Source organism: Marinobacter sp. C1S70 (genome assembly GCF_000475355.1).
GTDB lineage: Bacteria > Pseudomonadota > Gammaproteobacteria > Pseudomonadales > Oleiphilaceae > Marinobacter > Marinobacter nauticus.
In genome coordinates this window covers 1-7,855 of sequence record NZ_AXBW01000033.1, presented here as the reverse complement: position 1 = coordinate 7,855, position 7,855 = coordinate 1, and the positions used below count along the sequence as shown (strand labels likewise).

Genomic DNA, 7,855 nt, shown 5'->3' with positions numbered 1-7,855 from the left:
GATGGGCCGGAATATGCACGGGGAAATTAATCCTACCTTTTTCGGCTTTATCCTTATTGCTTTCCAAGTAGGCCTCTTCGGCTTCAATAACTTCTGCCTCTGTAAGGCCAGCTTTCTCTATTCCTCTAGACGCAAGACGCATGCCTTTGCCGCTAAATGCCATATAGTGCAGCCTTGGCTCACCAAGAGTTACGGACCGCTCTGCCGGAATGACAGGCAACCCTAGAGAGTTATCTTCTTCCCCAGTTCGTTTACTAGTTACCAACACATCCCAGTCAGCTAGCTCTTGCGGTACCCGCGCATTGATGTATGCTCGCACGGGCGCAGTGTCTGTCGTGATACTTTGTTCGGCATTCCTCCACCCCGCCAAAAAACGGTCAATCTCACGAACAGGGACGTCTCTCCACAAGTATCCCCATTTATTTCGTTCGACATTACGCCCAAGGCTTAAAACACTATCAACGAACAACCTGGCGTTTTTTTTATTTATAGCAATATCGTTAGGGTCAATACTGACCTTCGCCGTCTCAATGAACTGATTTGATAACCCCACCTTCGCCACAACTTTGGAGCTTGCCCCCATTTTATTTCTTGCGGTAACAAGCAAAGATGCGGGATGACTTCTGACAGCCAACCCAAACATTTTAGGCGTTGCCTTAGCTTTCTCCATTGTCTTCAGCTCATCGTGCAACTCTTCCGCTGCTTCAGCAATGAATGCGTACCAATCTATTGCGTCCTCTGGCATCCATATTCTGCAGAGATCTTCATAACCATCTCTATACCCGAACCAACGCCCCATCTGCATCAATGTGTCATACATCATGGTGTTTCGGAGGAACCAGGTGACCGTGAGACCTTCCAGCGTTAACCCCCGGGATAACGAAAAACCACCCACCGCGATAACCGTTTGTCCTCGATCCCCACTATGCGAGTAATCAAGATCATTAGCTCTGCTATTAACCTCAACAACCTTTGCTGCAGCAATCGATTCCAGCAAGGCAGCTTGCACCTCTTCCCATTCGAACTCCGTGCATGAATACTCGCGGTGCCAAACCTTCTTCAGTTCTGACAGTTCAGGATCTGACAACCCCGCATTACCAAGAGAAGCATTCACCCTCACTGAGTCTTTTATACGATCTAAGGCTTCATGAATCCTGTTTCTCAATTTGCTTTGGACTGCAGTAAACCGACTGGCATTCACCAACATTGAACAGTGTGATGATTGAGCTCCCCTCAAATCCCTTATTGTTCTGGAAAGCACGAAGGCTCTTAAAGCCATCAATAGGGATTTCGGAATCTCATCTAGGTCATGATCAATTTTATGTTTTAACGGAAGAATATCTTCGTTATCATTTATATATCTTAGCCATACAGGGGCACCATCTTCAGGCATACCATCAATAAAAACCTTTGAGGGTCCAAAATAGTTTGTTGGTGCATCTAACCCAATAATAAAATCTCTTGGAAATAGGTCTTCATTAAACATCTCATCATCTTCATCCGGATCTATAAATATATTTGCAAATGGAGTCGCGGTATACCCAACATAACAGCTTCTATGAAACATATTTAGAAGATCACGAATCTGGCCATTTATCTTTGTTATTAAGTTCTTATTGTATGCCGTATTTATTGAAGCATTATCGGCCTCATCATCTATAAGAAGCATGGGCTGATCAATCATTTCGAGATCACCCCGAGCACTATTATCCCTAAGCCAGTCCAAAAGATTTCCTAAAGTTCGATGATTCTTCTTGATCACCAAAACAACTGGAACCTTATACGAGTCAATCTCACTCGTATTTGTTGATGCAGTTTCTTTGTTAAAATCTTTTATGGTGTTTGTCAGACTAACTGGAGTTCTAGTGAAATCAAAGTGCCCTACCCCGACTTTGTTTCTAGCAGATCCACTACCTCTCTCTTGAGTTCTACCAGTATCACGACCAATGAAGCCCTCATCTATCCTTGCTTGAGTTTGGTTTCTAAGATTATTGTGAATACCAGCAATCACAATTATTAATCGATATCCCGCATCTGCAGCCTTACAAATTAGCCCGGTATAGTTTGCCGTCTTTCCGCTTTGAACATGACCAACGACCATTCCCCGACGATCCCACTGTACCTGTTTTTCCGGATCACCCAGCCGCCCGAGAATTTTGTCTGTGACCTTGTCGGTAGAAGTAACGACATCTCGGGGAAGTCCATTCTGCAACAGAAGTTTCTGATACCGTCTCCAATAGAACGGGTCTATTCTAGACTTCGCATCGTCTAACCAAGGTTCAAAGTTATCCCCGTCAACGACCGCTCCCAAGCCAGCCTTAATCCCCTGTTTAGCTTCGATCTCTCTAGCGACTTGCTCCAACTGATCAGGACTTAGATCCGGAGCGACAGGAACTGCAAGGGCTGCTATCAAACTCCGAAGTTCCTCTTCTGTTTTTCGTGGCTGATTAAATAATGCCTGCTCCAGAACACCAACTAACTGATCATAGCTACTACTGCTCACGCTAAGCCCCCAACTTCGGATTGATTCAGGTATTCTTTGATTAATTCTTGAGCCAAATACCAGTTATCACGCAAAACCGGATGGCTCTGCATTGCGCCTGAAATGGCATCAGCGGGTATACCGGAACCTAGCAGCGCATCCCCCATAGTGATAACCAGCTGACGCAGATCTTCTTCGTCAGCATGATCAGCAACCACTGATTCAGCATTCCCCACCAGCTCCGCATGCAGCGTTTCTATGGGCAATCCTGATCCGACAATTCTAATGCAACGATAAAACCCGTCCTTCAGATCGTCGGGTAGCTGATCTGCATATGCTCTGAAAACCGGGTGATCAGCGTTCGGGCGAAAGAAAACCTGTCCGTCTCTCTGAATTCGATTCCAAATAGGCTGCTTCGTCTCGTCTACCAGTTGTTGGCCGCGCCTTCGATACGTTCGCTTAGAAGTACCAACAAAGTGCTCAACAACTTTTCTAAGCCTTTCTCGCACTTGAGGGGGAAGTTGAGCGGATGCTTTTTTGACATCAATCTTCCAGTCCGAATCCATGGTGTTGGGTATGTCGACAGCAATCCTACACAATTTAGTAAGCTCTGTTTGTCGGGCGAGGCCCAGCCACCCGCCTGAGATAATGAGGCGATTCTCTCGGTAAATATAAAGACCTTGAGATTTCAGGTGACCCTCTGGGCCACCGACTTCCTCCCACTCATCCCGAGTCATTTTTTTGTGATGGGGAAGTGTATAACAACGAATTCGCACAGTGCCTTTGCTTAAGGCCAAGACTTCTTCAGGGGATTTTTGTGTTGAAGGATGAGTTGACGCCATTGGATCTATAGGTTTAAGCGCTCTGCCATTGAGCAACAGGCGAATCTTCGGGTTCCGACCTTCGAGGAATCGATGAAATACCAACCGCAAATGGCGTTCGGCCAGACCAAGCGCTTCATTCAGGTGACTTATACGTTTTACTCGGTCGTCCCCATAGCCTCCTATTAACCGATCTAATTTCTGCCAAACAACAATCGTCCCGTGATCTGACAGCAATTCAACTCCAGGAATGGTTGAATGATGGTCCAACAATTCCAGTGACCAATCATTTCTTCGAGAAACCCGGTCAAGATCCCAACGAGCACATGACAGCTTCGAGTCCTGTGCAGATATTACGGTGAGTGAACGACATTGGGAGAAACTGGCACTTTTCAGACCAAGGCCAAAGCGCCCAAGGTCATCGGCAGCACGTTTATCTGCAGGGTTTTTCGAGCCGAGGCGCATTGCTTCAATAAGCTCGGCCTCCGGCATACCGCACCCATCATCTGCGATGATAATTGTCGGCTCTTCCGAGGCTGTATCTGCTATTAGCTGAACTGTTGTTGCACCAGCAGAAATAGAGTTGTCGATAACATCAGCCAATGCAGTTTCAAGGCTATAACCGAAGTCCCGATGCCCTTCTATAAGTGAAGCGGCGTAAGGGGTTGCATCAACTTCTCGTATTGGCGAGGACTGCTGTACTACTCGATCCATATCACTATCCGCAACCTGTCCGTGAAATGCTTTGTTCTATAAATGCAGATTTATTCGAATCTACCGGACCTTGGCCAAGTATATGGCACATCTCAAAAATTTAGCCTGCATACTTTTTATAGTCTCAATACTGCAAGAGATTGCTTTAGTTTCCAAGACCTATGCCCGATTTTAGTGCATGTCCTTCGATATCAGTCCCTTACCCTACTCACACACCAAATTCCCCAACGCATCCTCCCTGCACCGCCGCCCTTCCCGGTCCCGCCAGTTCCCCAGCGAATCCTTGCGCCACACCTCTTCACCATCAGAAGACCGATAGTTTCCAAGGCTGTCTTTTCGGTAGCGGTTGCCGGTGCGGTTGTCGTTCCAGTGGCCAAATGCGTCTTTTCGGAGTGTGCCCTGTTCGCCGCTGTCGCACTGGTAGCGCATCTTGCCCAGGGCGTCTTTGCGGTAGGTGCAGTTTTCCTGTGCGGGCAGCCAGCCGGATGCCAGCACAAGCAGTGCTATGGCCAAGGCGATCATCAGGTGTTTTGCCACAGTATTCGCTCGCATGGTGTGCCCTCCTCTGGCGTTGCCTTTGTTCCAGTGTAGTCACGGGGGCGACAGGTAGCGTCGTGCGGTGGTTTTTTTGTGAGTGGGTTCAGGTATTGGCCAGCCAGGCCGCTCCGCGCACGCCGCTGGAGTCGCCGTGGGCGGCTTTTACGATGGGCGTGTCGCATTCGCCGCCGAATACGTAGCCGGGCAGGCGGGCAGGGAGTTCCTGGTAGAGCTGTTCGGCATTACTCATGCCGCCACCCAGCACAATGATGTCCGGGTCCAGAACATTGATAACGGCGGCCAGGCCCCGGGCCAGGTGCTCCAGATATTGCTTCAGGGTGTCGGTGGCTTGCGAGTCGCCATTTCGTGCGTTTTCAACAATGATGTGGGCGGGCAGTTGCTGTCCCGTGTGCAGTTTGTGAGTGAGTGACAACCCGGTTCCAGAAAGAAAGGTTTCGTTGCAGCCGTACCGGCCACAAAAGCAGGGGCGCTGTTGCAGTTCAGCTTCCGGTGTCCAGGGTAACGGGTTATGGCCCCATTCGCCGGCTACGCCATTGGGGCCGGTCAGCAGCTGGCCGTTCACGGTGATGCCTGCGCCACAGCCCGTGCCCAGTATGGCGGCGAATACCGTGTGGTGGTTGCGCCCTGCTCCGTCTGTGGCTTCGGAAAGCGCCAGGCAGTTAGCATCATTGGTCAGGGTTACGGGCCGTTGCAGTAATTCTTGCAGGTGTTGCTGCATGGGCTGGCCGTTCAGCCAGGTGGAGTTCGCGTTTTTAATGCACCCGGTTTTACCCGAAACGCTGCCGGGTATGCCTATGCCCACGGGTATTCCGGCGGCACCAGCGTGGGCTTCGGCCTGTGTTACCAGGGCGAGGATGGTTTGCAGGGTGGCTTGATAGTTGCCAACACTGGTCGGTACGCGTTGGCGATAATGCTCCTGGCTTTGCCGGTCCATCAGGATGACTTCGGTTTTGGTGCCTCCCAGATCAATGCCTATCAGCCAGTTGCTTCCCATGCCGCACTCTTTGTTCAACGGTTTCCCAGAAAATACGGTGTTATTCGCAGAAAGGGAACCCGGTATTTTTATGCGTTTTCTTTCTGATAAAAGCACAGGTTATTCATCAAGCTCTTAACCATTATCGAAAATCCCTGTTTGCCTTGATATTCGTCAGTGCCTATCATCCCGCCCCCTTGAACGCACCAAATAAGGGCATGAACAGGCAGTATGGGACGCAGGAACGAGCAACTCCGCTGGCAACTGGCCAAAGGCCTGGTTCAGGCACTGCACCTGGAGCGCATGGCGAGCAAGTACAGCCGTACCACGGTGATGGCGGTGTTCAACCTGGTTAATGGCGGGTTCAGCATTGCTTTGGTGTCGTTTGTGGCGCTGGTTACCCAGGAGGCCTTCATTTTCCCCTTCCTGGGCGCCACGGCTTTTATTCTGTTCTATGTGCCCATGGCGCAACCGGCGTCTCCCAGAAATACACTCTGCGGGCACCTGATCGGCGCGCTGATGGGCTTGCTGGCTCTGTATATCTTCGGGCTTCAGGGGCAGGCATCGGCATTTATGACCGGTGTTGATCTGCCCAGGGTGGGTGCGGCGGCATTGTCGCTGGGGCTTACCAGTTGCCTGATGGTGGTGTTACGGGTAGCCCATCCTCCGGCCGGGGCCACCGCACTGATCGTTTCCCTGGGCCTGATGCCCAACCCGGCGCAGTTGCCAGTGCTTATGGCCGGAGTAGCATTGCTGTTGGCCCATGCCTTTGTAATGAATCGGCTGGCTGGCATTCCGTATCCGCTCTGGTCGGCCAGCATGGGCTCCGCTCCCATTCGGCAGCAGGCCCCGGCGGCCGATTGAGACTTACTTCTTCACCCATTTGCCGTTGATCAACACAAACTGGCCTGCGGGCGTTTTTTCCATGGCTTTCTGACCGGCCACGGTCTCAACCTGTGTCACCGGAATGTCGTGTTTTTCAGCAATGCGGGTGTATTCATCCCGGCGGGCCTGGTTAATGGCTTTCACCACAGCCTGGGCATCGCCTTCTGCACGCACTACGTCCAGGTAGCCGGTTGGCGTTTCCCCCACCAGGCCCTGCTGTTTAGCCCTGTCCAGTTTCTGTTTCGCTTCTTCCAGCCCCATGGCCAGCGCCGGTATTGCTACGGCGAGCGCCAACACAAAGGCGCCCAGTTGTATCAGTCGTTTCATATTCAACCCCTTGGTCAGCCGTTGGCATTGTCCGGTGTCGCTCAGAACAGCCCCTGTTCGCTGAACAGCTCGTCTACTTCTTTGTCCACCTTCACGTAGATCTCGTGCTGAATCTTTACGTTCAGGTTGACGGTAATCGGTTCTTTTGGTGCCGCCATCTGCACAGTGGGTGTGCACGCAAATAGCGCCAGCGGCAACATTAAAACCAGCAATGTTCTGGCCGCCAGTGGCCGGCACCAACGCCATAGATTTGTCATGGCACTGCCTCCTGCCCGGATTGTTGTAACCGTTCCCGAACCCTTTCGGTCACGGCTTCGTTCACTCTGCCACTCAGCTGGAGGCTGGTTAACAGGGCGGGGATATCCTCTTCGAGATTGATGTTGAGCACAACCGGCTGCCCGCCACGAAGATCCGGATTCTCACCTTCCAGCCTCAGGCCGAGTGCCAGCTTGCCCTCTTCATCGTAGTCTATCGTGCTCTCCAGCACCGAATAGTGAAAGTTTTGCAAAGCTTGCACCACCAGCTCCATGGCATCACTGATGCCCAACATGGTCTGCAGTCGCTCGGCCGGCATGATGAGCTTGCCGCCTGGAGATATAGCTTCCAATGCGCCCTGGTCTACTCTCACACCGGCGTCGGTCACCGCGACCGGAATCCTGCCCGTTAACGTGCCGGTTCCAGAAAAGCCCTCCGCCGGATACACCTGCAGCAGTCGCTCCAGCGAAAGATCGTAGACATCAATTGGAACATGCCAGGGCCGATTCGAGAGGTCCACAGTGCGCGGCGCTACCCGAAGCCGGCCACCCAGAAACTCGGCGGTTGCCTGCTGAACGGCAAGCTGCCCCCTGCGCGGCGCAGCCAGGTTGGCTTCGTAATCCGCCAGGAGCTGAATCGGCCCAATGCCGATTCCAGAGTCGATTTCGCCTATCCGGATGTCTCGTAGGCCGGCGGTTAACGTGTCCGCTTCCAGGGCAAACAACAGGCGCCCGCTCAGGTTGGTGAACGCCGTGCGGTCCATTACGCCGGATACATGCGTAAGCTCTAACCGGGCATCCGCCGCCAGTGGTTCATTGGAACCTGAATCCGTGACTTCAA

At 51.8% G+C, this 7,855-nt stretch carries 8 protein-coding genes; 1 reads left to right on the top strand and 7 read right to left on the bottom strand.

Annotation, left to right across the window (positions count from 1 at the left end; all coding sequences use genetic code 11):
• The 4 genes from Q669_RS11165 to Q669_RS11150 all read right to left on the bottom strand — a co-directional run.
• Positions 1-2,503: Z1 domain-containing protein (locus Q669_RS11165; RefSeq protein ID WP_022992288.1), on the bottom strand; the 2,503-nt coding region annotated here is incomplete at its 3' end.
• Positions 2,500-4,017, bottom strand: coding sequence for an ATP-binding protein (locus tag Q669_RS11160; RefSeq protein WP_022992287.1), 1,518 nt, complete (start codon positions 4,015-4,017; stop codon positions 2,500-2,502). The genes Q669_RS11165 and Q669_RS11160, both read right to left, overlap by 4 nt.
• A 204-nt stretch (positions 4,018-4,221) precedes the next feature.
• On the bottom strand, positions 4,222-4,569 hold the full coding sequence (locus Q669_RS11155) for a hypothetical protein (protein WP_022992286.1): 348 nt from the start codon (positions 4,567-4,569) through the stop codon (positions 4,222-4,224).
• Between the two features lie 88 nt (positions 4,570-4,657).
• Positions 4,658-5,569 carry an ROK family protein gene (locus tag Q669_RS11150; protein WP_022992285.1) on the bottom strand — a complete coding sequence of 304 codons (912 nt, stop codon included), beginning with the start codon at positions 5,567-5,569 and terminating at the stop codon, positions 4,658-4,660.
• A gap of 210 nt (positions 5,570-5,779) precedes the next feature.
• Between Q669_RS11150 and Q669_RS11145 the strand changes: the two genes are divergently transcribed.
• A complete protein-coding gene (locus tag Q669_RS11145; RefSeq protein WP_022992283.1) occupies positions 5,780-6,412 on the top strand; it encodes an HPP family protein in 633 nt (210 codons plus the stop codon).
• Positions 6,413-6,415: 3 nt separating this feature from the next.
• On the opposite strand, the gene Q669_RS11140 is transcribed toward Q669_RS11145, so the two are convergent.
• From Q669_RS11140 to Q669_RS11130, 3 genes are all read right to left on the bottom strand, one after another.
• Positions 6,416-6,760 (bottom strand): YdbL family protein, encoded by a 345-nt coding sequence (locus tag Q669_RS11140; protein WP_022992282.1) that lies wholly within the window; start codon positions 6,758-6,760, stop codon positions 6,416-6,418.
• Positions 6,761-6,801: 41 nt separating this feature from the next.
• A complete protein-coding gene (locus tag Q669_RS11135) occupies positions 6,802-7,017 on the bottom strand; it encodes a YnbE family lipoprotein (RefSeq protein WP_022992281.1) in 216 nt (71 codons plus the stop codon).
• On the bottom strand, positions 7,014-7,855 hold an 842-nt coding region (locus Q669_RS11130), incomplete at its 5' end, for a YdbH domain-containing protein (protein WP_022992280.1). The genes Q669_RS11130 and Q669_RS11135, both read right to left, overlap by 4 nt.

Coding starts and splice junctions, on each gene's coding strand:
- Q669_RS11150 (WP_022992285.1), bottom strand. CDS start 5,569: ATGGGAAGCAACTGGCTGATAGGCATTGATCTGGGAGGCACCAAAACC.
- Q669_RS11160 (WP_022992287.1), bottom strand. CDS start 4,017: ATGGATCGAGTAGTACAGCAGTCCTCGCCAATACGAGAAGTTGATGCA.
- Q669_RS11145 (WP_022992283.1), top strand. CDS start 5,780: ATGGGACGCAGGAACGAGCAACTCCGCTGGCAACTGGCCAAAGGCCTG.
- Q669_RS11140 (WP_022992282.1), bottom strand. CDS start 6,760: ATGAAACGACTGATACAACTGGGCGCCTTTGTGTTGGCGCTCGCCGTA.
- Q669_RS11155 (WP_022992286.1), bottom strand. CDS start 4,569: ATGCGAGCGAATACTGTGGCAAAACACCTGATGATCGCCTTGGCCATA.
- Q669_RS11135 (WP_022992281.1), bottom strand. CDS start 7,017: ATGACAAATCTATGGCGTTGGTGCCGGCCACTGGCGGCCAGAACATTG.